The 24,329-nt window shown below is 62.3% G+C and carries 24 protein-coding genes; 12 read left to right on the top strand and 12 right to left on the bottom strand.

Annotated elements, in window-relative coordinates; genetic code table 11:
• Positions 1 to 16 precede the first annotated feature (16 nt).
• Genes ACP7EW_RS00640 through ACP7EW_RS00625 form a run of 4 tightly spaced genes read right to left on the bottom strand, consistent with a single transcriptional unit; the run spans position 17 to position 3,898 of the window.
• Positions 17 to 706 (bottom strand): glutathione S-transferase family protein, encoded by a 690-nt coding sequence (locus ACP7EW_RS00640; RefSeq protein ID WP_426214568.1) that lies wholly within the window; start codon positions 704 to 706, stop codon positions 17 to 19.
• Positions 703 to 1,227 (bottom strand): GNAT family N-acetyltransferase, encoded by a 525-nt coding sequence (locus ACP7EW_RS00635; RefSeq protein WP_426214566.1) that lies wholly within the window; start codon positions 1,225 to 1,227, stop codon positions 703 to 705. The genes ACP7EW_RS00640 and ACP7EW_RS00635 overlap by 4 nt, the downstream gene beginning before the upstream one ends.
• A 26-nt stretch (positions 1,228 to 1,253) precedes the next feature.
• On the bottom strand, positions 1,254 to 2,693 hold the full coding sequence (locus ACP7EW_RS00630; RefSeq protein ID WP_426214564.1) for an NAD-dependent succinate-semialdehyde dehydrogenase: 1,440 nt from the start codon (positions 2,691 to 2,693) through the stop codon (positions 1,254 to 1,256).
• Between the two features lie 20 nt (positions 2,694 to 2,713).
• Complete coding sequence (locus ACP7EW_RS00625) at positions 2,714 to 3,898, bottom strand: iron-containing alcohol dehydrogenase (RefSeq protein WP_426214562.1); 1,185 nt, start codon at positions 3,896 to 3,898, stop codon at positions 2,714 to 2,716.
• Positions 3,899 to 4,045: 147 nt separating this feature from the next.
• On the opposite strand from ACP7EW_RS00625, the gene ACP7EW_RS00620 reads away from it, so the two are divergent.
• Positions 4,046 to 4,822: an alpha/beta fold hydrolase gene (locus tag ACP7EW_RS00620; RefSeq protein WP_426214560.1), complete on the top strand. Its 777-nt coding sequence runs from the start codon at positions 4,046 to 4,048 to the stop codon at positions 4,820 to 4,822.
• Positions 4,823 to 4,847: 25 nt separating this feature from the next.
• On the opposite strand, the gene ACP7EW_RS00615 is transcribed toward ACP7EW_RS00620, so the two are convergent.
• Positions 4,848 to 5,636, bottom strand: coding sequence for an AraC family transcriptional regulator (locus ACP7EW_RS00615; protein WP_038847002.1), 789 nt, complete (start codon positions 5,634 to 5,636; stop codon positions 4,848 to 4,850).
• Positions 5,637 to 5,722: 86 nt separating this feature from the next.
• On the opposite strand from ACP7EW_RS00615, the gene ACP7EW_RS00610 reads away from it, so the two are divergent.
• The 4 genes from ACP7EW_RS00610 (at position 5,723) to aqpZ (ending at position 9,279) form a co-directional block, all read left to right on the top strand.
• A complete protein-coding gene (locus tag ACP7EW_RS00610; RefSeq protein ID WP_426214558.1) occupies positions 5,723 to 6,721 on the top strand; it encodes a bile acid:sodium symporter family protein in 999 nt (332 codons plus the stop codon).
• Between the two features lie 86 nt (positions 6,722 to 6,807).
• A complete protein-coding gene (locus ACP7EW_RS00605; protein ID WP_426214556.1) occupies positions 6,808 to 7,167 on the top strand; it encodes a type 1 fimbrial protein in 360 nt (119 codons plus the stop codon).
• A gap of 123 nt (positions 7,168 to 7,290) precedes the next feature.
• Positions 7,291 to 8,475, top strand: a complete 1,185-nt coding sequence (locus ACP7EW_RS00600) for a sugar transporter (protein ID WP_033896745.1) — start codon at positions 7,291 to 7,293, stop codon at positions 8,473 to 8,475.
• A gap of 102 nt (positions 8,476 to 8,577) precedes the next feature.
• Positions 8,578 to 9,279: an aquaporin Z gene (aqpZ, locus tag ACP7EW_RS00595; protein WP_426214554.1), complete on the top strand. Its 702-nt coding sequence runs from the start codon at positions 8,578 to 8,580 to the stop codon at positions 9,277 to 9,279.
• Between the two features lie 72 nt (positions 9,280 to 9,351).
• On the opposite strand, the gene ACP7EW_RS00590 is transcribed toward aqpZ, so the two are convergent.
• The 4 genes from ACP7EW_RS00590 to ACP7EW_RS00575 form a co-directional block, all read right to left on the bottom strand.
• A complete protein-coding gene (locus tag ACP7EW_RS00590) occupies positions 9,352 to 10,551 on the bottom strand; it encodes an NAD(P)/FAD-dependent oxidoreductase (RefSeq protein WP_426214552.1) in 1,200 nt (399 codons plus the stop codon).
• 133 nt (positions 10,552 to 10,684) lie between these two features.
• The gene (locus ACP7EW_RS00585; RefSeq protein WP_038846986.1) at positions 10,685 to 11,053 is read right to left on the bottom strand and encodes a response regulator transcription factor; all 369 of its coding nucleotides are present in this window, start codon (positions 11,051 to 11,053) and stop codon (positions 10,685 to 10,687) included.
• 81 nt (positions 11,054 to 11,134) lie between these two features.
• Positions 11,135 to 11,806, bottom strand: a complete 672-nt coding sequence (locus ACP7EW_RS00580; protein ID WP_038846984.1) for a response regulator transcription factor — start codon at positions 11,804 to 11,806, stop codon at positions 11,135 to 11,137.
• Entirely contained in the window at positions 11,803 to 13,341 is a 1,539-nt protein-coding gene (locus tag ACP7EW_RS00575) for a sensor histidine kinase (protein WP_426214549.1), read from the bottom strand. The genes ACP7EW_RS00580 and ACP7EW_RS00575 overlap by 4 nt, the downstream gene beginning before the upstream one ends.
• A gap of 220 nt (positions 13,342 to 13,561) precedes the next feature.
• Here ACP7EW_RS00575 and ACP7EW_RS00570 point away from each other — a divergent pair, with 220 nt between their 5' ends.
• Positions 13,562 to 14,491 carry a LysR family transcriptional regulator gene (locus ACP7EW_RS00570; RefSeq protein WP_426214547.1) on the top strand — a complete coding sequence of 310 codons (930 nt, stop codon included), beginning with the start codon at positions 13,562 to 13,564 and terminating at the stop codon, positions 14,489 to 14,491.
• Complete coding sequence (locus tag ACP7EW_RS00565) at positions 14,491 to 15,909, top strand: mechanosensitive ion channel family protein (RefSeq protein WP_426214545.1); 1,419 nt, start codon at positions 14,491 to 14,493, stop codon at positions 15,907 to 15,909. Before ACP7EW_RS00570 ends, ACP7EW_RS00565 begins: the two co-directional genes overlap by 1 nt.
• Before the next feature lie 210 nt (positions 15,910 to 16,119).
• Here the strand turns inward: ACP7EW_RS00565 and ACP7EW_RS00560 are convergent, their stop codons facing one another.
• Positions 16,120 to 17,115 carry a GlxA family transcriptional regulator gene (locus ACP7EW_RS00560; protein ID WP_426214543.1) on the bottom strand — a complete coding sequence of 332 codons (996 nt, stop codon included), beginning with the start codon at positions 17,113 to 17,115 and terminating at the stop codon, positions 16,120 to 16,122.
• A gap of 72 nt (positions 17,116 to 17,187) precedes the next feature.
• Positions 17,188 to 18,132 carry an aliphatic sulfonate ABC transporter substrate-binding protein gene (locus ACP7EW_RS00555; protein ID WP_426214541.1) on the bottom strand — a complete coding sequence of 315 codons (945 nt, stop codon included), beginning with the start codon at positions 18,130 to 18,132 and terminating at the stop codon, positions 17,188 to 17,190.
• A 245-nt stretch (positions 18,133 to 18,377) separates the two neighbouring features.
• On the opposite strand from ACP7EW_RS00555, the gene ACP7EW_RS00550 reads away from it, so the two are divergent.
• From ACP7EW_RS00550 to ACP7EW_RS00530, 5 genes are read left to right on the top strand one after another with little or no spacing between them, the layout of a single operon-like run.
• The gene (locus ACP7EW_RS00550; RefSeq protein ID WP_426214539.1) at positions 18,378 to 19,316 is read left to right on the top strand and encodes an aliphatic sulfonate ABC transporter substrate-binding protein; all 939 of its coding nucleotides are present in this window, start codon (positions 18,378 to 18,380) and stop codon (positions 19,314 to 19,316) included.
• A complete protein-coding gene (locus ACP7EW_RS00545; RefSeq protein ID WP_426214537.1) occupies positions 19,313 to 20,638 on the top strand; it encodes an LLM class flavin-dependent oxidoreductase in 1,326 nt (441 codons plus the stop codon). Before ACP7EW_RS00550 ends, ACP7EW_RS00545 begins: the two co-directional genes overlap by 4 nt.
• A gap of 22 nt (positions 20,639 to 20,660) precedes the next feature.
• Entirely contained in the window at positions 20,661 to 21,719 is a 1,059-nt protein-coding gene (locus ACP7EW_RS00540) for an ABC transporter substrate-binding protein (protein ID WP_061448869.1), read from the top strand.
• Positions 21,706 to 22,695, top strand: a complete 990-nt coding sequence (locus tag ACP7EW_RS00535; RefSeq protein ID WP_426214535.1) for an ABC transporter permease — start codon at positions 21,706 to 21,708, stop codon at positions 22,693 to 22,695. The genes ACP7EW_RS00540 and ACP7EW_RS00535 overlap by 14 nt, the downstream gene beginning before the upstream one ends.
• A complete protein-coding gene (locus tag ACP7EW_RS00530; protein ID WP_033896728.1) occupies positions 22,689 to 23,477 on the top strand; it encodes an ABC transporter ATP-binding protein in 789 nt (262 codons plus the stop codon). Before ACP7EW_RS00535 ends, ACP7EW_RS00530 begins: the two co-directional genes overlap by 7 nt.
• 9 nt (positions 23,478 to 23,486) lie before the next feature.
• Here ACP7EW_RS00530 and ACP7EW_RS00525 read toward each other — a convergent pair whose 3' ends face one another.
• Entirely contained in the window at positions 23,487 to 24,329 is an 843-nt protein-coding gene (locus ACP7EW_RS00525) for an AraC family transcriptional regulator (protein WP_033896727.1), read from the bottom strand.

Below are 24,329 nucleotides of genomic sequence, written 5' to 3'. Positions count from 1 at the left end.
CGCCGCCAGGCGGACGTCAGACGGGTGTGAGGCGGGGGTCGAATTCGCTCTTGATCAGGCCGAAAGTGATGTAGCCAGGTGATTGTGACAAGCAGTTGTATGGGCTTTGCCAGCCCTTCAAGCTCGCCATGCGCTGCAGCCAGGCCACCACCGTTTCAGGCAATTCTACCTGCGCCTGGTTGCTCCAGAACAGGTAGCCGGCCAGGGAGAAATCAGCAATCGACAACTCGTCGTCGAGGATATAACGGCGACCGTCGCGCAGCGCCCGATCCAGCCGGCCGATGTCCTCTTCAAAGCGTTTTGCCAACCATTCCACCGCACCTGCAGGGTAGTCGTCAGGAAAGTAATTGCGGGCCAGTCGCAGGTGAGGCAGCGAAAGCCCTAGTTTGTTGGCTTCCCACATCAACCACTCCTTGCACGACACACCGTTGTTGTTGCGCCCACTGCCACCGAACAAAGCCAGGATGTCGGCGAGTTCGATCAGGATGGCATTGGATTGCACGTAGTGGGCCTGACCGATGGTTACCAGCGGCACCTCGCCGAATCGCGCCAGGCTCAAGGTCCGGAAAGGTTCCGGGCGCGCATTCCGGTCAACAAGAATATCCACTTCGCGGTAGGTGTAGCGCACTTGGGCTACGTCGAGCATCAACTTGACTTTGTAGCTGTGGCCGGACTCCGGGTGGCCGTACAGGATAATCGGGCTCATGGGCGCAGGTCTCCACGGGTATGGGTCATCCACTGCACATCGATCCAGCCGATGGGCGTCTCGATTGCCTCTGGCCACAGCCCGATATCGTTGAAACCGGCTTTTCGGTAGCAGTTGATCGCCAGCAGGTTTTCCTTCTTGACGCCCAGGTCGACGCGCGCGACGTTGAATTGCGCATAGGCCAGTGCCAGGGCCTGGCGCAGGATTACCTGGCCGTGGCCCTTGCCCCGCGCTGCGGGATCGCCGATGAGGATGCGCGCGAAGCGCAGGGATAAATGCGGCCAGATATCCGAAAACTCGATATGGCCGACCAGTTTTCCATTGTCTTTATCGACTGCCGCATACAGGCGTCGCCAGGGATAACGGTCGTTGGCCTTGTCCAGGTAGCGTTGCAACTGATCTTTGTCCAAGGGGAAGGAAAAGGTAGCGCCGGCCCAAAGCGATAACGTATGCGGGTTGTCGATCCAGGAAATGATCGTATCGAAGTCGCAGGCCTGGAACGTTCTAAGCAAGATGTTCATGTGTGATCCTCAGTAAAAGCGGTTGCTCAATCACGGGTCAGCTCAGTGATAAAAACGGTCGACAAATAACTGTCGTAGGTCTCGGCCCCGCCCTCACTGCCGTAGCCGCTGTCCTTGATTCCTCCAAAGGGGGTTTCCGGCATGCCGAGTCCGTAGTGATTGATGGAAATCATGCCGGCTTGGAGACCGTCGGCCAGCTGCGCGCATTCGCTACGCTCTTCACTGAAACCGTAGGCTGCCAGGCCATAGGGAAGGGCATTGGCGCGGGCTATCACCTCGTCCAGGTCGCGAAAGGTAGTGATTGGGATCACCGGGCCAAAAGGTTCCTCCTGCATCAAGCGGGCATGGGATGGCACGTCGGCAAGGACCGTGGGGTGGAAGTAGTTGCCCGCCCGGTCAACGCGGCTCCCTCCGGCCAGCAGTCTGGCGCCTGCCGCGAGGCTGTCGTCAACCAGCGCTTCGAGGCGGGTCACTTGGCGCTCGTTGCACAGAGGCCCCATTTGGGTCTCGGGGTCCATGCCATCGCCGACTCGTAGGCCGTCGATCTTGCCGAGGAGGCTGGCCGTGAAGGCTTCAACAATTGATTCGTGCACAAAAAAACGTGAGGGCGAGATGCATATCTGCCCGGCATTGCGGAACTTGGCGTTGACTAAAAGCGTGCTGACTTTGTCGACATCGCTGCTCGCGCAGATGATAACGGGCGCATGGCCACCCAGTTCCATGCTGACCCGTTTCATTTTGGCTCCCGCCTGGGCGGCCAGTCTTTTCCCCACCGCAATGGAACCTGTAAACGACACCTTGGCAATCGCGGGAGAGTCGATCAGGTAGGTGGAGATCTGTTCTGGGTCGCCCCAGACCAGGTTCAGACAACCGTCGGGAAGCCCGGCACGCTTGAAAATATCGGCCAGCGCAGCTACCGCCGAGGGGGCTTCCTCCGGCCCCTTGAGGATCAAGGTACAACCGGCACCTAGCGCTGCGCAGATTTTGCGAATAGCCTGGTTGAACGGGAAGTTCCAGGGCGTGAAGGCGCAGCACACGCCCACCGGCCGCTGCACCACGAGTTGGCGAACCCGGAGGTTGCGCGCGGGTATCAACCGGCCGTACAGGCGTTTACATTCTTCGGCATGCCATTTGGCATGCTCGGCACAGAAGCGCACTTCGGCCAGAGACTCTGCCAGTGGCTTGCCTTGGTCCAGGGTCATTGACGCAGCGATGGTTTCGGCCTCGTTCAAAATGAGGCGGTAGACTTCATACAGTAGCGTGCTGCGCTGCTCGGCGCCGCTGTCGCGCCACAACGTAAATGCCTGCCGGGCCGCTTCAATGGCCTGGTCCAGGTCGTTGACATCGGCACGCGCTACGTAGCCAAGGTGCTGGTGGTTGCTGGGGTTGACGATTTCGATGCCGGGTCTGTCCGCTTGAGGGTATCGCCAGGTACCGTTGATGAATAAACCGATGTCCTTGTACATGTCGCCTCCTGAGTATCGGGTCAGAGCCCGGACCATGCGTTGTCGATGATCGTTTTGTACTGCTGCACGCTGAGGGGTTGGGGATTGGTTCTGGCGGTCGGATCTTTCGTTGCCAGGTGGGCGATGTAATCGGCGTCGAAGGGTTCGTGAATGATTTCGCTCAGGCGGCTGGGGATGCCCAGATCCGCCAGGAAGCCTTTCAGCCAATGGCTGAACGACTCATATCCAGGCTCTGCCAGGTTCAGGCTTTGGCACAGCTTGACCAACCGCGCCTCGATGACCGGGCGATTACAGGCGACGACATAGGGCAGTAGTACCCCATTGGTCAAGCCGTGGTGCGTACCGTAGACGCCTCCTATGGAATGGCTGATGGCGTGAACGGCGCCCAGCCCCTTGTGGAAGGCCACCGCGCCCATCAAGGCGGCGGCGCTCAGGTGACTGCGCGCCTCCAGGTTGCTTGCGTCGCGCACGACCACAGGCAACCAATTCTTGATCAAGATCATGGCCTCCAGCGCAATGCCGTCGCCCATGGGGTGGTAAGCATTGGCGCAATAGGCCTCGAAGGCGTGGGAGAACGCATCGATCCCGACCGCGGCCGAAACGTGCGCTGGCACCGACAACGTCAGGGCGGGATCGACGATGACCAGGTTGGAGAGCATCCGCGGATGAAAAATCAGACGCTTGCGGTGTTCCTGGGCGTCTATCAGCACTGCTGCCCGACCGACTTCTGCGCCGGTGCCGGCGGTAGTTGGCACGCTGATGATGGGGGGCAGCTCTGCGTTGGCACGTTTCCATTGATCCGGCAGGCTCTCGAACGCCCAGACGTGCTCAGTTTGCACGGCCATGAATGCGATGGCCTTGGCCAGGTCCAGGGCGCTGCCGCCACCAATACCTATCACCATGTCGCGAGTGTATTCGTCGAACTCTCTGATGCCGTGTTCTAGCATGCGTGTATCGGGATCTGATCGGAAGCTGGAAAAAAGCCTGAAGTCGATGCCCGATTGCGCCAAGCGTTCCAGCGCGAGTCCAATTGTCGGGTGATCAAGCAGCATTGAATCGATCACCACCAGCGGCCGCTCCTTGCCAAGGAGCCGACAACCTTCGGTGAGTTCGTTGATGCGGTCGACCCCGAACCAGATGACGGTCGGGTAGCTCCAGTCGGCTTTGTACAGCGGCGTAACGGGGTATGGATCTATCGTTTGCATGGTATTCCTCCTTTTGTTCTTTTTAGAGGGGGCACGGTCTTGCTTTCAACGCACAAAAACTGATGCCTGGTTTTAGAAAAAATGACCTGAACCGGCGGGTGTAATGGTTAAGATCATTAGCGAACCATGCCGAGCGAAGGTGTGACGATGCTGAACTTGATCGAACTGCGGCCGGGCAGCCAGGCCTCCCTGGTGTTGATTCATGGCACGGCGGGCAGCCCACGTTCCAGCTGGGAGGCATTGATGGGGCATATGTCGGGAGATCTGCGCGTGCTTGCATTCGACCTGTCACGGTTGGAGCGGCTGAGTACGGGCGAACGCACCGTCGAATGCCTGGGGCGGTGGCTCGCCCGGCAGATCAGCGCTGTCGTGGGGCAAGCGGTTCACCTGGTTGGTTTCTCATTGGGCGCGGCTCTGGCGATGGAGGTGGCTGCGGAGTTTCCTCGCCAGGTGTTGTCGTTGACGCTGATCGCTCCCTTCGATAATGCGCGTCATCCCAGGGTTCGAGACACCTTTGAGCGGTGGCAGCATCTGCTCGCGCACACCCCCAGGGAGCTTGCGGACGAGATCATTCACCAAGGGTTTTCAGTGGCTTACTTGAACGCAATGACGCCCGCGCAGGTCGCCGACGGCATTGAGGACTTTTTCCAGCGGGTGCATTGGCCCGCCGTCGCCGCCCAAGTGGCGCTGGATCTTTCATTGGACATGACCGATCAGGTGAGCAGGGTGTGCTGTCCGACTGCCGTGATCGCCGCTGAACACGACCAGTGGATCCCCATCAAGATCAGTCTGTTGCTGTATCGACGACTGCGCGAGGGTTATTGGTTTGTCCTGCCTTGCGGACACTTGTTGACCGCAGAGGCTCCTCAGGCGTTGGCGCGGATCATTCAGGGTTTTATCGCTCGTAGCATGACGCGACCTTGACGACGAGCCATTGTCAGCGTGGATTTCAGCGAAAAAATTCCCCCGGCGTCGCCTCGAATTGCTGGCGAAACGCATTGATAAACGCCGAGGTGGATTCATACCCACACCCCAGTGCCACATCCGTTACCCGCTCGCCCTGCTCCAGGGCGGGCAGGGCGGTGAGCAATCGCAAACGCTGGCGCCACGCCCGAAAGGTCAGTCCGGTGTCGCTCAGGAACAAGCGGCTGAGGGTCTTCTCGCTCACCCCCAGCTTCTGACTCCACTGGCCCAAGGTGGTCTGCTGCTCCGGGTGTGAGTTCAAACTGCGGTAGATCTGGCGTAAACGCGGGTCCAGCGGCAGCGGCAGCATCAAGTCGACTTGCGGCGCCGCCGCCAGTTGGTCCAGTACCACTTGGGCCAGGCGCCCATCCGGTCCATCCTCGGCATATTCCACCGGCAGTTCGCTGAAACTGCGGATCAACTCCCGCAGCAAACTGCTTACCTCCAGCACATGGCAGCGCTCATCCGCCCAGGCGGTGACGCTGCAATCCAGGTACAGGCTGCGCATCTCCGTGTGGGGCGAGCTGAACACGCGGTGCGGCATACCGGCCGGAATCCACACCGCGCGCTGAGGCGGCGCGACGAAGCGGCCGACGCTGGTCTGGATCTCCAGCACCCCGGAAATCGCGTAGGACAATTGCACCCACGGGTGGCTGTGGCGACGGGTCAGTGCACGATTGGGCAAGGATTCGGTGCGTCCGTACACCGGCCGTGGCAGGCTGGAAAGCCCAGGAACACTGCGGCGGACGGTCTTGTCATGTCCTTTAGGCGGCATTTACTGGCTCATTGGCGTTAGTCGGTAACAAGCCGTTACGTTAGAGTCGCGACGACGCTCTTGGCAACCCCCGGAAGATCCTGCTTATGACTCGCACCCGTTTTCTGCCCGACAACTTCACCCTGACGCTGATCGCCACGGTGATCCTCGCTTCCCTGCTGCCCGCCAGCGGCCAGACCGCCGTGGCCTTCGGCTGGGTCACCAACCTTGCGATTGCGCTGCTGTTCTTCCTGCACGGCGCCAAGCTGTCGCGCCAGGCGATTGTTGCCGGTGCCGGGCACTGGCGCCTGCATTTGTTGGTGTTCAGCCTGACCTTCGTGCTGTTCCCGCTGCTGGGCCTGGCGCTCAAGCCGGTGCTGTCGCCGCTGATCGGCAAAGACCTGTACATGGGCATGCTTTACCTCTGTGCCTTGCCGGCCACGGTGCAATCGGCAATTGCGTTTACGTCGCTGGCGCGGGGCAATATCCCGGCGGCGATTTGCAGTGCGGCGGCGTCCAGCCTGTTCGGGATCTTTCTCACGCCGCTGTTGGTGACCCTGTTGCTCAACGTGCACGGCGAGGGTGGTTCGACCGTCGACGCGATCTTGAAAATCAGCGTGCAATTGCTGCTGCCATTCATCGCCGGGCAGATCGCCCGTCGCTGGATCGGCGAGTGGGTCGGCCGCAATAAATCCTGGCTGAAGTTTGTCGACCAGGGCTCGATTCTGCTGGTGGTCTATGGCGCGTTCAGCGAAGCGGTCAACGAAGGCATCTGGCACCAGATCCCGTTGTGGGAGCTGGGTGGGTTGGTGGTGGCGTGCTGCGTGTTGCTCGCCTTGGTGCTGGTGGCCTCAACCGTGTTGGGCAAGGCCTTTGGCTTCAATCAGGAGGACCGCATCACCATCCTGTTCTGTGGTTCGAAGAAGAGCCTGGCAACCGGCGTGCCGATGGCCCAGGTATTGTTTGCCGGGGCAACCATGGGCGTGCTGATTCTGCCGCTGATGCTGTTCCACCAGATTCAGCTGATGGTCTGTGCGGCGCTGGCCCAGCGTTACGCCAAGCGGCCGGAAAGCATTCCAGAAATGATGGGGCAGGTGGATCCTTGATCTACGTCACAGCCTTTGCCGAATAAGCTCAAGTAAACGCCGGGCCAGACGACTACCTTCTTAACTACCCAAGAAGGAGCGTCGACATGAACGTTAAACGTTTGTCACTGGTTACCGGCGTTCTTGCGGTATGGGCGGGGGCTTGCCTGGCGGCGCCCTCAGGCGTCATTCAATTTCACGGCAGTATTGTCGAGCCCAGTTGTCATGCGGCTGCGCCAGGCGGGTCGACGCTGGAATTCAAGGGCTGCCCCCAGGCCCTGCGTGGCAGCCAGTTGGTGGTGCAACCTGTGCGCACGGTGAAGGCGCTGGGCACTGCGCAGGCTAACGTCAAGTTGGTCGCCGACAGCCGTGATGGGCGCTATTACGACCAACGGTATGTGCTGGTGGACGCCCTCGGCAAGCCCATTCAATCGGGGGCCTACGTGGTCACCCTGAGCGCGCCGTGATGGGGTTGAGGTTGTTTTGAGCCGGATCGGCGTCAACAGCCGCGCCAGAAACCTATAGAATGCTCGGCGGCGGCTCTTGTCCTGGGTGGCCGTCTGATCATCGTCCGAGTACCGCGCCCTTCAATGAGCATTTCAGCCGCAACGCCTCAAGCCAACTGGCAACCGGTCATCGCCCTCGCGTTGGCCGCCTTTGTGTTCAATACCACCGAATTCGTGCCCGTCGGGCTGCTCAGCGCCATCGGTGCCAGCTTCGACATGCCCGTGTCCAGCGTCGGCCTGATGCTCACCATCTACGCCTGGATCGTGTCCCTGACCTCGCTGCCGGTGATGCTGCTGACCCGCAACGTCGAACGGCGCAAGCTGCTGATCGTGCTGTTTTGCATGTTTATCGTCAGCCACATTCTCTCCAGTGTCGCCAACAGCTTCGGCCTTTTGATGATCAGCCGCATTGGCATCGCCTTGTCACACGCCTTGTTCTGGTCGATCACCGCGTCCCTTGCAGTGCGCCTGGCGCCGGAAGGCAAGCAGGTGCAAGCCCTCGGTCTACTGGCTACCGGTACTTCTTTGGCGATGGTATTGGGGATTCCACTGGGCCGCCTGCTGGGTGAAGCCATGGGCTGGCGCACCACGTTCCTGGTGATCGGCGCATTCGCCGCCGCCCTGGTGTTCTGGCTGGCGCGCACCTTGCCGCTGCTGCCGAGCCAGAATTCCGGCTCCCTACGCAGCCTGCCGCTGCTGTTCAAGCGCCCGGCGCTGGTGGCGTTGTACGTGCTCACCGCCATGACCGTGACCGCGCAGTTCACTGCCTACAGCTACATCGAACCCTTCGTCGAAGGCGTCGCCGGCATGAGCGGCAGCGCGGTCACCCTGATCCTGCTGGTGTTCGGCGGCGCCGGCATCATCGGCTCGCTGCTGTTCAGCCTGGTGCACCGATTCAACCCGCACCTGTTCGTGGTCGGCGCGGTATTCATCCTCGCCGCCTGCCTGGCGCTGCTGCTGCCGTTGAGCGGTGCAGAATCCTACCTGGTGGTGTTGAGCGTGTTCTGGGGCATGGCGATCATGGGCTTCGGCCTGGCGATGCAATCCAAGGTACTGGTGCTGGCCCCGGATGCAACCGACGTGGCCATGGCGATGTTTTCCGGCATCTACAACATCGGCATCGGCGGCGGCGCCCTGATGGGCAGTTGGGTCGGCAGCCAGTTTGGCTTTGCCTGGATCGGCGCGGCGGGCGGGTTGCTGGCGGCGCTGGCGTTGATTGGCTATTGCCTGGCGATCCGCCGGTTTGGGCAGGGTGTCGTAACCCGATAAAACAGGACAAGTCTTACACAGCAATTTGATACCCATTGCTACCGTCCCCCACGACCGCCCACGGTCCGTGGTGACGGCACTTGAACAGCAATGGAGTCGATTGTGCAAAAGCGTTTGACCGCCGAGTTTATCGGTACTTTCTGGCTGACGTTCGGCGGCTGCGGCAGCGCCATCCTGGCGGCGGCTTTCCCGGAATTGGGCATTGGGTTTGTCGGCGTTTCGCTGGCGTTCGGGCTCACGGTGCTGACCATGGCCTATGCGGTAGGCGGTATTTCCGGTGGGCATTTCAACCCGGCGGTGACCCTGGGTTTATGGGCCGGGCGGCGTGTGGCGGGCGGGGATGTGCTGCCGTATATCGCGGCGCAAGTTGCCGGTGCGATGGGCGCGGCAGCCGCTTTGTACCTGATTGCCAATGGGCAGCCGGATTTTACAGTGGGTGGTTTTGCCGCCAACGGTTATGGTCCATTGAGCCCTGGCCGCTTCGACATGAAGGCCGCGTTGCTCGCGGAGTTCATCGCCACGTTTTTCTTCTTGTTCATCATCATGCGTGTGACCGCACCGGGCGCGGTGCCTGGCTTTGCGCCGATTGCGATTGGCTTGGCGCTGGCGCTCGTTCACCTGGTGTTGATCCCGGTGACCAATACCTCGGTGAACCCCGCACGCAGTACCGGGCCGGCGTTGTTTGCCGGGGGGGAGTACCTGGCGCAGCTTTGGCTGTTCTGGCTGGCGCCGATGGTGGGCGGGGTGATGGGGGCCTTGGCGGCGCGTTCGTTGGGTGAGGACGATAAAAAAACGCCCGCCTAAACATCATCGGCGGGCGCTCGGGAGTGACCGGGGCAGCAAGGAGTGAGCTGGCCGGTGTAGGGAGTACGGGGATCAGGCTACCGGAATCAACGGGTCCGCCGCCGCCAGCGCCACGGTGCGATCAGCGGCTGGAGGGTAGATCCACACGGTGTTGATCTGGTGCTTGAGGTCCTTGGCTTCCTGGCCGACCAGTTTCAGCTGGCGGTCCCAGCCTTCGGTGAACACCGCGCCCCAGGCACCAAGGTCGAGGCAGGTCACGTACTTGGGCTGGCTGTAGGTCATCGGCGCGACGCCGATCAGGTCGGCGGCCACGTTGTTGCCGGCATAACGGCCCAGGGCGATGGCGTGCTGGCAGGACATGCCGGCGAAGTTGCCCAGGTCATCGGTGGCGGCGTAAGCCACGTCGCCAGCGGCGAACACGTCGGCCTGGCCCTTGACCTTGAGGTTGCCGTCCACATGCAGGCGGCCCTGGGGATCGCGGGTGCCGCTGACCTGTTCGGTGAGCGGGTTGGCGCGAAAGCCGATGGTCCAGATCACGGTGCTGGATTCGATCCGTTGCCCATTCGCCAGGGTCACGCCGCCGGCATCCACCGAGGCGACCGAGGTGTTGAGCACCCAATCCAGGCCCAATTCCGTGCTTGCTTCGATGATCGATGGGCGAATGCCATCGCCCATGGACGCGGCGATCTGCGGGCCACGGTCGACCACCACGACGCGAATGTCAGCCTTGTCACCCAGTGCTTCACGCAGGCGCGCCGGCATTTCGGTGGCGGTCTCGATACCGGTAAAACCACCCCCGGCGACCACCACGGTATTGCGCGCCGCGCTGTCAGGCAGGTTCTTCAAGGCCTTGATATGCGCTTCGAGGCGCGTGGCGTCTTCGATCTGGTCCACATCGAAGACATGCTCGATGCCTGGCATCTGCGGGCGATTCAGACGGCTGCCAGCGGCCAGCACCAGGCGGTCGTACTGGAGGGTGGTGGAGGTGCCGGCCGCGTTGCGGTAGGTCACTTGCTTGCCGTTTTCGTCGATGCTGTCCGCCGCGCCTTCAATGAACGTTACGTTCACCGCGTCGAACAACGGGCCCAGCGGCGCCATCATGGTGTGCACGTCGGGTTCGTAGAAACGTGGGCGGATGCGCAGTTCCGGTTGCGGGGCGAGCAGGCTGATCTGCACGTCGTTGCGGTCATGTTTGTCCAGCAGGCGGGCCGCGCTCAACGCGCTCCAGACACCACCGAACCCTGCGCCAATAATAAGAATGTGCTGTTTCATGGTTTGCTCCTGGAGAGGCGTTGTTGCGTGAGTGGGACTGTGTGGGGCCAGACTATCCAGGTGGCTTGCCTTGAACACTGCTACCTAGGGTCAGTGCAGGCATGCATAGGTGTGAGGCGGCTATACCCAGGTATTAGCGGCCCAGCACATCGGCGAGGCAGGCCATCAATTGGGCGCAGGAAAACGGCTTGGGAAAGAACGCAATCGGTGGCGGCAATGCCGGGTCGATGCTGGGCGGCGGGCCGGGGTAGCCGGTGATGAAAATCACCGGCAGTGAGACGCCATCGGCATGCAGGGTTTCGTAGAGCTGGATGCCGGTGAGGCCAGGCATCTGGATGTCGCTGATCAGGCAGGCGGTGGTGCGGGGGGCATCCGAGCCGAGGAAGGCTTCGGCATTCGCATAGAGCCGGACGCTGTAGCCGTTGGAGCGCAGCAGCCCATCCAGTGCCAGGCGAACGGACTCATCATCATCGACGATGGCAATTATCTTCGTGTCGGACATTTCGTTACCTGGAGGCTATCGGGCTGCACATGGAAGCAACCCGCCATCACCCCACGATACGCCGTCCACACCGGCAACATACTATACGTGCGTATACCCGACCTGTTGCTTGACCGGGATGCCGAGGGCCTGGGCCATACGTACCAGATCAGCGAAAGAGCGGGCGAGCATCTTGCGCATCGCCTGGCCGCGATGGATCTTCACGGTGATTTCACTCAGGCCGATCTCGCCGGCAATCTGCTTGTTCATCAGGCCGGAAACCGCCAGCGCCATCACCGTTTGCTCGCGGGGGGTGAGGGTGGCGTAGCGGCTGCGCAGTTCATCATCGCCGCGCTCGGCTTCACGCCGCGCCTTGTCCTTGGCGTGGGCGGCGCATACCGCGTCGATCAGGTCCTGCTCGCGGAACGGCTTGGCCAGGAAATCCACGGCACCGGCTTTCATCGCGCGCACGGTCATGGCGATGTCGCCGTGGCCGGTCATGAACACGATGGGCAGATTGATCCGCGCCGCCACCAATTCATTCTGAAAATCCAGGCCGCTGGTGCCTTGCAGGCGTACGTCGAGCACCAGGCAACTGGGCAGGTCGGGGCGTGGGAAATGCATGAACTCGGCGGCCGAAGCAAACAGCTGGACCTGCAGGCCCACCGAGCGCAACAGGCTGCCGAGGGATTCGCGCAGCGGGCGATCATCATCGACGATATACACCCAGGGTTCCTGGCTGATCACGCGGTTCATCGGGTGAAGGTCGTTCATGGGGCCTCCTTGGCCAACAGTGGCAGTGAGCAGGTGAATGCGGTGCCCTCGCCGGGCGTGCTGGCGGCCCAGAGGCGGCCGCCGTGGAAGTCGATGATCGAACGGCAGATCGACAGGCCCATGCCCAGGCCGTCGGGCTTGGTGGTGAAGAAGGGTTGGAACAAGGTCGGTAGGTCCTTGGCGTCAATGCCGATGCCCTGGTCGGCCACTTCGAGCAGGACATTGTCGCCGTCTACCCAGGTGCGCACCCGCAGCAGGCGCTGGCGCGGGGCGACGGTTTCCATGGCGTGGCAGGCATTGATGATCAAGTTGATCAGCACCTGTTGCAGCTGCACGCGGTCGGCGTTGATCTGTGCGTCGAACACGCCCAGCTCCACGCGGCTGCGCACCTTATGGCGCGACAGTTCGTGCTGCACCAGGCCCAGGGTTTCATTGACGATGGCGTCCAGCGACTCGGGTTTGCGCAGTGGGTCGCACTTGCGTGACAGCGCGCGAATGCGGCTGATCACCTCACTGGCGCGGCAGGCGCTGGAGACGATGCGGTCCAGAGACTGGCGGGCTTCATTGAGGTCGGGTTCGGCGCGGTCGAGCCAGCGCCGACAGGCTTCGCCACTGCTGGTGATGGCGGTCAGCGGCTGGTTCACTTCATGGGCAATCGAGGCGGCCAATTCGCCCAGGGAGGTGATACGGGTGACGTGAGCCAATTGGCTCTGCGCATGAAACAACGCCTCTTCGGCGAGCTTGTCGGCGGTGACGTCCTTCACCGCGCCCAGGTACTCGAAATGCCCACGGGTTTCGACGGGACTGGCGATCATATGGATATGTTTGACGCGACCATCGGGCATCAGCAGGCGGTGCTTGACCTCGATCAGCGGCTCGCGGTTCAGGGCCTTGGCGAAGACCTCGCGGGCCAGGTGACGGTCGTCGGGATGGGTGCGCTCCAGCACCATGGCTACCGTGGGCGTCTGGTGGTGTGGGTATTCGAAAATCCGCGCCAATTCCTCGGACCACGACATGGCATCGCTGTCGCCACGAAAACTCACGCTGCCCGTCTGGCTCAGGCGCTGGGCGCCCACCAGGTAGGCCTCGTTGTGCCGCAGGCTGTCCGCCGCGTACTTGCTGCGCAGGGCGAGAAAGGTGATAGCGGACAGCGCCGTGAGGCAGCGGAAGAACCCAGTGATCGATTCCCAACGTTCATAGTTGCCGTTGTAGAGAAACAGCGCAGTGAGCAGCGCGATGGAAAACAGCGCGACGCCAATCACCACATTGATCGAAAACAGGTTGGCCGCCATCAGCAGCAGCGTGATGTACAGCAGCGTCGGCGCCCAGTCGGTATGGGTTTCGGAGTTGATCACGAAGATGCCGCAGGCCACGACCAACCCGACCACCCACCCCAGGGCGTTGATTGCGGGTGTCGGGCTGATGCCAAACGCGGCGCGTGCGTGGGTCTGTCGGGGGGTGAATACCAGCCGGTCCCAGAGGCCGGTCAACCACGACTGTTCGCGGCGCGCGCTCGCGGGAACGGTAATTTTCATGGCGTTCGGGCACTCCATTGGTGTTATCGAGGGTGGAGCAGGGGTCACTCACTTTAAAAGCATCCGTTCTCACCGAGTAGGACACAAAACCCTGAAATCCTGCCAAGCCCTATACCCAGGTATGAGCGCGCTGACCCCAGGTAGGAGAGACGCTCGGCCCGAGCCGCCATAACCTGAGGCCTCTCACTCCTCTCCAAGGCCCTGCGGCCGGGTGGCTAACATGATGAACAGAAATGACCTGCGTCGTGCTGACATCAATCTGCTGGTGGTGTTCGAGTCGATGATGCATGAGCGCAATGTCAGCCGGGTCGGCGAGAAATTGTTCCTTGGTCAGCCGACCATCAGCAGTGCCCTCGGCCGCTTGCGGTTGATGTTCGATGACCCGCTGTTCATTCGCGCTGGGCGGCTGATGCAACCCACGTCCCGTGCCGAGGAAATCTTCAGCAATCTCGGCCCGGCGCTGGACAGCATTGCGGCGGCGCTGAGTCGCTGCCAGGCGTTCAACCCGGCGACCAGCGAGGCCACCTTTCATATCGGCCTGTCCGACGACGTGGAATACGCCTTGCTGCCCAGCCTGTTGCGGCGCCTGCGCATCGAGGCGCCCAACATGACCCTGGTGGTGCGCCGTGCCGATCACTGGCAGATGTCGCAACTGCTCACCAGTGGCGAGATCTCCCTGGGCATCAGCCATACCCAGGAACTGCCGGCCAATGCACGCCGCAAAAGCCTGCGGCCGATGCGTCCGATGCTGCTGCGCGCCGATCACCTGCCAGGGGACGTGGGACTGGACGAGTTCTGCCAACGGCCCCACGCGGTGGTGTCGTCCATGGGCAATGTGATCGATGACTCCGACCGTGCCTTGGGCCTGATCGGGCGCCAGCGCAAAGTGGTGCTCACCGTGCCGCAGTTCAGCGCATTGCCGGTGCTGCTGGCCGACAGCGACATGCTCGCCATCGTCCCCGACTACGTGGCGCGCGCCATGGCCGGAGTGGGTCGCCTTCGTGCGCAGTGTGCGCCGCTGGACTTGCCTGAGCAGGAGTTGGCGCTGGTGTGGCGCGGCACCACCCATAACGATCCGGGAGAGCGCTGGTTGCGGTCGCGCTGCAGCGTGTTCCTGGGCGAGCCGGTGGTGCTCGCGGTGGCCAGTTGATGAACCTCTCTACTCATCCCTTGCTGCTCGGCGGCGTGCTGATCCTGCTGGACCTGGTGTTGTGGCAAGGCCTTGGCCCGGCGCGTCGTACCTTGCGCAGCGGATTGCGGGTGCTGGTGTTCGCGCTGTTTTGCTGGGTCATGGTGGCGGCCGGCATCAGCCCCTTGCAGCCACCGCCTTGGCCGGAAGACGCGGTGCTCAACCTGATGGCGACCGTGCTGGGCATCGGCTGGTGGTTGTTCGCCGCACGCACCCTGACCGTGATCCTCGGCCACGGCCTCACCACGCGTGTGGGGCAGAGCGCGCGCCTGCTGCATGATGTGCTGGGGGCGGTGATCTTCCTGGTCGCCATCGTCGGCGCAGCGGCCTATGTGCTGCAACTGCCGGTCAAGGGCCTGCTGGCGACCTCGGGCGCCATGGCGATCATCCTCGGCCTGGCGCTGCAAAGCACGTTGAGCGACGTGTTCAGCGGCATCGTGATCAACACCACCAAGCCCTATCAGATCGATGACTGGGTCAGCATCGATGGGGTTGAGGGCAAGGTGCTGGACATCGATTGGCGTTCGACCCATTTGCAGACGGAGGCGGGCAGCACTGCCGTGGTGCCCAATTCCCTGGCGGCCAAGGCCAAGGTCCTCAACCACAGCCGGCCGGGCGGGGCGCATGACGTCAGCGTCAGCTTGGCGGTGCCCAGCGGCATCGCGCCTCGCCTGGCACTGGAGGCCTTGGAAAAAGCCTTGCAGGGGACGCACGCCTTGCTGCCGGGGCCCAAGGTCTCGATCAAAAGCTCGCAACTGGAATTCAACGAGTACGAACTCAAGGGCTTCGTCGCCTCACGCTCGGCGCGCAGCGGCGTGCGTAACCTGATGTTCGACCTGGCCCATCGGCACCTTGAAGCGGCTGGGCTGACCTGGGGTGAAGGCTCCAACACCAAGGCCTGGAGCCGCCAGCGGCAATTGCTGGAGGAAGTCCGGGTGATGCGCGCCCTCAGCCTTGAGGAGCGTGACCGCCTGGCCGAGGCCATGACCCCCGTGGACTTCCAGGCCAATCAGGTGCTGTTGGCCTTCGATGAAGTCGCCGATAGCCTGATGATCATCGCCACGGGCGTGGTGTCGGTGGCGATCCATGATGGTGACCGCGTGGTCGAAGCGGGGCGCATGGGGCCCGGTGAAGTGATGGGTGAGGAGGGCATCCTCGCCGATGGGCGTTCCCGTGGGCAATTTCGCAGCCTCACCAGCGGGCGGTTGTTCCGCATCGAAAAATCACTGCTGGGCGCGCAGTTGCAGCACAGCAGTGATTTGTTGATGGCATTGGACCGGTTGCAGCATCAGCGCGAAGATATCCGGGAGGCGGTGGTGCTGAAGAAACCTGCGCCGGTCAAGAAAACTGGTTTGCTGCGGTGGCTCCAGAAACACTGAGCCCACTGTGGCGAGCACGGTTCTAGTGGCGAGCGGGCTTGCCCCGCGTTGGGGCGCGAAGCGGCCCTAAAAACCAGGCGCCTCGGTTTATCTGAACCAATGCGGTGATCTTATTGGGGCTGCTTCGCAGCCCAACGCGGGGCAAGCCCGCTCGCCACAACAGCCCGCCCATCACAACAAGCCCGTCCTGCCGAAAAAATCATGGGCGCATCAGCGGGAAAACCGCTCCCGATACTCTCGTGGCGAAATCGTCAGGTGGCGGTGAAAGGTATACCGCATCCGTTCCTCATCGCCGAACCCACACAGCCGGGCGATCTGGTCGATATTGCGGTCGGAATCCTCCAGCAGCCGCCGCGCCGCTTCCATGCGGAACAACTCGATGGCCTTGGCCGGTGTGCGCCCGGTGCGTTGCTTGTAGACCCGTGCAAAGTTGCGCGGGCTCATCTGCGCCTGTTGTGCCAGGCGTTCTACGGACAGGTCCGAGTCCTGCAAGTTGTCGGCAACCCACAGGTGCAGTTCATCAAAACCCGCGCTGTCATCGGTCTGTGCCTGCAACAGTTGGCTGAACTGCGCCTGCCCACCGGGGCGCTTGAGAAATACCACCAGCTCACGGGCCACTTGCAACGCCACATCGCGGCCACAGTCGATCTCGACCAGGGCCAATGCCAGGTCGATCCCGGCCGTCACGCCGGCCGAGGTCCACACATTGCCCTGCTGGATAAAGATCGCGTCCATGTCCACCACGATGGCCGGGAAGCCGTGCTTGAGCATGTCGCACATGGCCCAGTGGGTGGCGGCGCGGCGGCCGTCGAGCAAGCCGGCCATGGCCAGCAGGAAGGTGCCGCTGCACACCGAGGCGGTGCGCCCGGCGCTGGCCGAGGCGATGCGCAGCCATTCGACCAGTTCTGTATTGGCCGCCATCGCCTGTTGAATGGCCGGCGCGCCGGGTACGATCAGGGTATCGATGGGCGTATCAGCCAATAGCCCGAGTGCCACCGTGTCTACGCTCAAGCCTTCGGCGGTCTGCATCAAGCCTCCAGCCAGGCTGGCGGTGTGCATCATGTAACCCGGCAAGCCGCGTTCGGCCATGGCCTTGGTGGCGGCCCAGAACACGGTCTGGGCGCCGGTCAGGTCGAGCAGGCCCATTTGCGGGTAGGCCAGGAACACCAGGGTGCGCGTTTGAGCGAGTGGAGCGATCGGTGACATGGGGGCGGTATCCTGGAGACGGGGAGCAAGGCTCAACCGTTGTACCACTTACCGCACTCCTTGCTCACCCCCTCAAGGCTTCCAGGTCTGCACATCCTTGGCATCCACCGCCTTGGGCAGCAGGCCTGCTTTGAAGAAGGCATCGGCGATCTTCTGCTGTTCGCCCAGTTGGTCCAGCGTCACTGGTTGCACCTGGTAACTGCGGTGCGCGTTGGCGGCTTCAACGGTGGCTACATCCAGGTTGCCCCACAGCGGGCCGAGTATCTTGGCCGCGTCCTGTGGGTTGGTTTTCACCCACTGGCCGGCTTTTTCCAACTGTTCGTACACCACCTTCAACACCTCAGGATGCGCCTTGGCGTAGGGCGTGCCCGTGAGGTAGTAACGCTTGTAGCTGGCCAGCCCGGCGCCGTCGGCCAGGTTACGTGTGGGCAGTTGGCGCTGCACGCTGGTGAGGAAGGGTTCCCAGGTGACCCAGGCGTCCACCTTGTTGTTCTCGAACGCCGCCCGACCATCAGCGGGGGTCAGGTATGCCGGCGTGATATCCGAAAACTCCAGGCCCGCCTTGGCCAATGCCGCGATCAGCAAATAGTGGGTGCCCGCCGCCTTGGTCACGGCGATTTTCTTGCCTTTGAGGTCCGCCAGTTGCTGGATCGGCGAGTCCTTGCGCACCACGATGGCCTGGGCTGAAGGCGAGGGCGCTTCCTGGGCGAAGTAGGTGAGCTTGGCCTGGGCGGCCTGGGCAAAGATCGGCACGGTGTCGGCGACATCGGCGCTGATGTCCACGTTGCCCACGTTCAACGCTTCGAGCAGTGGCAAGCCGCTGGGAAACTCATGCCAGCTGACGTCGATGTTGTCGGCCTTGAGGGCTTTTTCCAGGGTGCCCTGGGTTTTCAGCAGGGTGATCAGGGTCGAGGATTTCTGGTAGCCGATGCGCACGGTTTCCTGGGCGTCGGCGCTCACGGCGACAGAAAAGGCCAACAACCCGAGTACCGCGGCGAGGGGACGACGTATGGACATGGCGAGCTCGATCTTCAACGAAATAGCGTCGAGCTTAAAGTTCTAAAAACCATTCGTTAAATACTCTTTCGATCTTAGCTTAGGGCGCTTTTCCCTGGATCCGACGAATTGGGCATAACCATAGAATTATAAGATTCTTTCATCATTTCTCGTCGTTAATATAATCGAATGAGTTTTTCTGCCAGGCCTTACGCGGTTTTTTGGCATATGCAGCTCCTTCTATTTCTCTCACGCCAAGGCCTTCCATGACGTTCAAGAAACTTATCGTTGCCGCCAGTCTGCTGTTCGCCGCGGCGGCGGCCCAAGCCGAGCAAACCCTGGACATCAGCTACCAGCGTTCGTCCACCTTGTGGATCCTGCTCAAGCAAAATGGCCAGTTGGAACAGCGCCTCAAGCCGCTGGGCTTTACCGTGAACTGGCATGAATTCAGCACCGGCTTGCTCAGTTCCTTGAACGCCGGCAGCGTCGACCTCCATGCCGATGTGGCCGATGCCTTTGCACTGTTCACCCAGGCCGCCGACGCGCCGTTGACCTACTACGCCCAGGAAAACTCCTCGCCCGGTGCCCAGGCGATCATCGTGCAGGACACATCGTCGATCCACAGCGTTGCTGACCTCAAAGGCAAGACCGTCGCCGTGTCCAAGGGCTCGGGCAGCAACTATCTGCTGATCTCGGCCCTGAAAAAAGCCGGCCTGACCCTGGCCGATATCACCCCGCGCTACCTGGAAGCGCCGGACGGTGGCGCCGCCTTCGCCAATGGCAGCGTGGATGCCTGGGTGATCTGGGACCCGTTCCTCGCCACCCAGCAACTGGACCACCACGTGCGGGTGATTGCCGACGGCAAAGGCGGCCTGGCCGACTACAACCGCTTCTACCTGGCTACGACGAAATTCGCCAAGGCTCATCCGGACGTGTTGCAGGTGACCTTCGAGACCCTGCGCGAGACCGGCCAATGGGTGAAGGCCCACCCCAAGGAAGCTGCCGAAATCCTCGGCCCGCTGTGGGGCAACATCGCCCCGGCCACGGTAGAGCGCGCCAATAGCCGCCGCAGCTACAACATCATCCCGGTCAAGCTGGACAACCTCGCCGAGCAACAGCGCATCGCCGACACCTACTACGCCGCCAAGCTGATTCCCAAGCCGTTGAAGGTCAGCGCAATCACTGTGTGGACGCCAAAACCATGAGCCGCCAAATCCATTTATCCGCATTCCTGTTGAGTGGGCCGGTGGTGCACAGCCACGCGGTGTGGCGCCATCCGGAAACCGTGGGCAATTACCTCGACCCCGAGTACTACGCACGGGTGGCCAAGGTGGTGGAGGAGGGGCTGTTCGACTTCCTGTTCTTCGCCGATCGCCTGGCCGTGGGTGACCAGATGGGTGGCTCCCGCGAGTTCGCCTTGCGCTACGGCGCCCAGGACGCCACGCGGCTGGACCCGTTGCCGATCCTCTCTTACCTGGTCGGCAAGACCTCCAAGCTGGGGCTCGGTGCGACCCGCTCCACCACCTACTACGAACCGGCGCACATCGCCCGTGAATTCGCCACCCTCGACCATCTGTCCAAGGGCCGTGCGGCGTGGAATATCGTCACCTCGATGAACGACAGCGAAGGGCGCCTGTTCGGCAAGGACAAGCACCTGGAACACGACCTGCGTTATGACCGCGCCGATGAGTTTGTCGAAGTCGCGCTCAAACTCTGGAACAGCTGGGGCAAGGACGCGCTGAAGCTGGATCGCCAAAGCGGGGTGTTGGCGGACCCCGCGTTGATCCGTTCGGTGCAGCATCAGGGCGAGTGGTTCCGGGTTGAAGGCCCGCTGAATATTCCACGTACGCCCCAGGGCCGACCGGTGCTGATCCAGGCCGGTTCGTCCGGTCGGGGCCGGCGCTTCGGTGCGCGGTGGGCCGAGGCGATTTTTACCATCCACCCGCACTTGGCGGCGATGCGTGCGTTTCGCGATGACGTGCGTGCGCAGGTGGTGCAGCAAGGCCGTGAGGCTGACAGCTGCAAGGTGCTGACGGCGGTGATGCCGTTCATTGGGGGCAGCGAGGCCGAGGCCCGGGCCAAGCGCGACAAACACAACGCTTTGGCGCGGCCTGAGTTGGGGCTGGTGACATTGGCTTCACAGTTGAATGTCGACCTGTCGCCATTCCCGCTTTCGGCGACGCTGGCTGAGATCGCCCAGTCGCCGCTGATCCACCCGGCAGCTGCCGAAAAGCTGTTGATGCAGGGCCCGGACACCACCCTGGAACAACTCGGGCGCATCTTCGCCAGCAGCGTGCGCGTGCCGCAGTTGGTGGGCACGGGGGCACAGGTGGCCGATCAATTGGCCGAACTGTTTGAGCAGGGTGGGTGCGATGGGTTTGTGATTTCACCGGGGTACCTGCCGGGCTCGTTCACCGAGTTTGTCGAGAGCGTGATTCCGCATTTGCAGCGCAAGGGATTGTTTCGCACGGCGTACGAAGGGGCGACGTTGCGCGAGCACCTGGGCCTTGCCGATCTCAACAACTGAATTGATAAAAGGGATATTTCGCATGGCTGATTTCGATCATTTAACCCGCCGCCGCCTGCTCGGCCTGGCCGGTATCACCCTGGCCAGCCTGTCGCTGCCACGCCTGGGGTTCACCGCTGACGAACACGCTGGCCATAACACTTCACAGGAACCCGCCGGCACCGGTGAGTTCATCCGCCTCGACGCGCCACGCAAGTTGAAACTGGCAGTCAACCTCAACGCTGTGTGCCTGGCACCCGTAGTAATCGCCCACGGCCAGGGGTTTTTTACCAAGCACAATCTGGATGTGGAGTTGGTCAACTTCGGCAACTCTACCGAGGTGCTTCTGGAAGCCATCGCCACCGGTAAAGCCGACGCCGGCGTGGGCATGGCGCTGCGTTGGCTCAAGGCCCTGGAGCAGGGTTTTGATGTGAAACTCACCGCCGGCACCCACGGCGGCTGCCTGCGTTTGCTCAGTGCGGCGAATGGCGGCGTGACCAAGCTGGAAGACCTCAAGGGCAAGGCCATTGGCGTGACTGACATGGCCAGCCCGGACCGCAATTTCTTCTCGATCCTGCTGAAAAAACACGGCGTGGACCCGGTGCGCGACGTCGAGTGGCGCCTGTACCCGGCCGACTTGCTCGGCACGGCCCTGGAGCGCGGCGAAGTGCAGGCGGTGAGTGGCAGTGACCCGTTCATGTATCGCCTGATCAAATCCGGCGTGGCCCGTGAACTGTCCACCAACCTGGTGGAGGAATACGCCAACCTCAGCTGCTGCGTGGTCGGCGTCACCGGCAAATTGGTACGCGAAGACAAACGCGTGGTTGCGGCGCTGACCCAAGCGATTCTGGAAGCCCACGACTATTCCGTGCAGCACCCCGAAGAAGTCGCCAAAGGCTTCCAGGCCCATGCGTTGAATACGTCGGTAGAGGAAGTGCAGGCGATCCTCCACGACCACACCCACGGCCACCACGCGGTGGGTGCGGCGCTGACCCAGGAAATCCTCACCTACGTGACCGACCTGAAAACCGTCGAAGTGATCAGCAAGAGCACCGACCCGGTGGAGTTTGCCAAGGAGATCACCGCCGATGTCTTCAGCTGATGCAACAACTCTGGCGCCAGCCCTGGTCTACAAAATCGGGTGGCAGGATGTGGCAGTGGTCGGGGCCTGGTTGGCTGTCGCGTTGCTGATCAGCTACTGGCCCAACGCGACGCGTAACTGGCCGATGACCCAGGGCTTGGCCAATCTGAGCGTGGGCATCGCGGCGCTGTTCATCGTGTTGAGCCTGTTGGGGCGCAAGGTAGCGAAGCTGGGCCTGCGTCTGCGCAACGCGGGTCCCTGGCTGATTGCCTTGCCGGTGCTGCTGGGTATCTGGGAATTGCTCACCGCCAAATTGGCGTTGTTGCCGGTGCCGTTTTTTGCGCCGCCCCAGGCCTTGCTGGCGGTGTATATCGAAGACTACGCGCGGTTGGCCGACAGCCTGTTGCACTCGGCGTTGCTGCTGGGTTCGGGCGTGGCGCTGGGGGCGATCACCGGGTTCATTGCGGGGGTGGCGATCGGGTGGTCCACGCGCATCGGCTACTGGCTGCACCCGGTACTGCGCATCCTCGGCCCGGTGCCGTCGACGGCGTTGTTGCCGCTGTGCTTTTTCCTGTTTCCGAGCAGTTGGAGCGCCAGCGTATTCCTGATCGCCCTGGCCACCTGGTTTCCGGTCACGGTGCTCACCTGGTCGGGCGTGGCGAGCGTGGATAAAGCCTATTACGACGTGGCCCGCACCCTCGGCGCCAAGCAAGGTTTCCTGATTTTCAAGGTGGCGATTCCCGCTGCCTTGCCGCATGTATTTGTCGGCCTGTTCATGGGCCTGGGCGCCTCGTTTTCGACCTTGGTGGTGGCGGAGATGATGGGCGTCAAATCCGGCATCGGCTGGTACCTGCAATGGGCACAGGGCTGGGCCGCCTACGCGAATATGTACGCCGCCTTGCTGATCATGGCACTCGCCTGTTCGGGGTTGATCACCGGGTTGTTCCTGGTGCGTGACCGGTTATTGGCCTGGCAGAAAGGATCGATGAAATGGTAGCCCTGGCACACGCAGTATCGGCGTCGGAAGGTTTGGCGCTACGTATAGAAAACCTCAGCCATGGCTTTGCCCTGGACGGCCAGCATCTGCCGGTGCTGGAGCGGGTTTCGCTGGACGTGGCACCCGGCGAGTTCGTGGCCTTGCTCGGGCCTTCGGGGTGCGGCAAGTCGACCTTGCTGCGCCTGGTGGCCGGCCTGGAACCGGCGGACTCCGGCCGCTTGCTGGCAGACGGTGACGCCATCACCGGCCCGGACCCGAGCCGTGTGGTGGTGTTCCAGGACCCGACGCTCTACCCATGGCGCCGGGTGTGGGACAACGTCGCCGTCGGCCTGGAAGCCCAGGGCCTGCTCAAGAGCCATTCGGCCAAGGTCGATGAAGCTTTGGAGAAAGTCGGCCTTAGCCAGTTCGCGCGCGCGTATCCACGGCAGTTGTCCGGTGGCATGGCGCAACGGGTCGCCTTGGCTCGCGCACTGGTCAATCAACCGCGCCTGCTGATCCTGGATGAGCCTTTAGGCAAGCTCGACTCACTGACCCGCATCACCATGCAAAAAGAGCTGATCGACCTGTGGCAACGCCAGGGCTACACGGCGCTGCTGGTGACCCATGATGTGGAAGAAGCCTTGCTGCTGGCCAACCGGGTGATCGTGTTCAGCGACCGTCCGGCGAAAATCCAGGCGCAGTTGACCATCGAACGGCCGTATCCTCGGCACCGAGATGATCCATATCTGGTGGACTTGCGGCGGCAGATCCTGGGCTTGTTGGGGCTGGGCGAAAACTGGTAACGCGCCGGCTCAGTTGAGCGCAATCGTCGCCGGCGCAAGGGCGTTCAAGGCCCCGGCACGGTCTGCCAGGTAACGCGCCGGCGGCTGGCCCATCGTCTTGCGGAACATGGTGATAAAGCCGCTGGCGTTCTCATAGCCCAAGTCCAGGGCCACGCGCTGCACACTCTCACCTTTGGCCAGCCGTTGCAGTGACAAGATCACATGCAACTGCCGGCGCCAGCGGCCAAAACTCAGCCCCAGTTCCTCCAGCAACAGGCGCGTCATGCTGCGCTCGCTCATGCCGATGCGCACGGCCCATTGACCGAGCGTGGCCTTGTCCGCCGGTTCGGCCAGCAGGCTATCGGCCAGTCGGCGCAACCGTGGGTCTTGTGGCATCGGCAAGTGCAAGGCTTCGACAGGTGCAGCGGCCAACTCATCCAGCAAGGTGTTGATCAAGCGGCCCTGGGCGCCGCTTTCGTCGTAGAGCAGCGGGAAACTCACCGCCTTGCTGATCAGCTCATGCAACAGCCCTGACACGGCCAGGGTGCAGCATTGCGGGGCCAGGGCGCAGGCGGCGTCGGGATCGATCAACAGGCAATAGACTTCCGCTTCGCCAGACCCGCGTGCCGCATGGGACGTACCGCCGGGAATCCACAGTGCGCATTGCGGTGGCACGATCCAGATACCCGCCTCGATCTCGCAATGGATGACCCCGCGCAGGGTGTACAGCAACTGGCCCTTGCGGTGCGCGTGTTGCGCATGCTCCCAGGTGTCAGACGTGCTGGTGGCGCCCACGGCCACCACCGCGCGGGGGAATAGATCTGCATCCTTGACCATCGAGCGGTCATGCATTTCAAGGCGATGGTGTTTCAT

Origin of the sequence: Pseudomonas sp. DWRC2-2 (genome assembly GCF_049897885.1) — a bacterium.
Lineage (GTDB): Bacteria > Pseudomonadota > Gammaproteobacteria > Pseudomonadales > Pseudomonadaceae > Aquipseudomonas > Aquipseudomonas azotoformans_A.
This window is presented reverse-complemented; position numbering and strand designations above follow the sequence as displayed.